1 protein-coding gene is annotated in these 400 nt (G+C 57.2%); it reads right to left on the bottom strand.

The genetic code is table 11. The annotated features are described in order from the left end of the window. Nucleotides 1–10: 10 nt before the first annotated feature. Nucleotides 11–400 (bottom strand): ZPR1 zinc finger domain-containing protein (locus MVC73_RS02095; protein ID WP_297506410.1); only part of this gene is annotated, 390 nt, incomplete at its 5' end.

Genomic DNA, 400 nt, shown 5'->3' with positions numbered 1-400 from the left:
TTCTCTACCTTTAGCCTTCCTCAGGCTCCTCGGCCGGAACGAGCTTATACGGCCCGAGGCTCAGCTTCTTGATTTCCTCCTCGGTAAGAAGTCTGCTCTTAACCTTCTCGCCTATCAGAGCGCTGTTCCCGAGGGGGTCGGCTATTCTGACAGTCAGGGGCTTTTTGCCCTCCTTGACCTCTTCGATGTACTCCAGTATCTCGTCGGCCTTCTTTACAGCCTCTTCGTCCCCTTCCTGCCTCCTGAACTCCCTCGCCATCAGGAGGGTCTCGCGAACCCTCTCAAGGACGCCCTCGACGTTGGTTATGAAGCCTTCCGCTGCAGGCCCCGGCTCTATCTTCACCCCTATCTCCTCAAGCTCTATCGTCCCGCTCTTGCTCCTCACGACCCTCGTGAAGAG

The sequence above is a fragment of the Thermococcus sp. genome (assembly GCF_027052235.1).
Lineage (GTDB): Archaea > Methanobacteriota_B > Thermococci > Thermococcales > Thermococcaceae > Thermococcus.
This window is presented reverse-complemented; position numbering and strand designations above follow the sequence as displayed.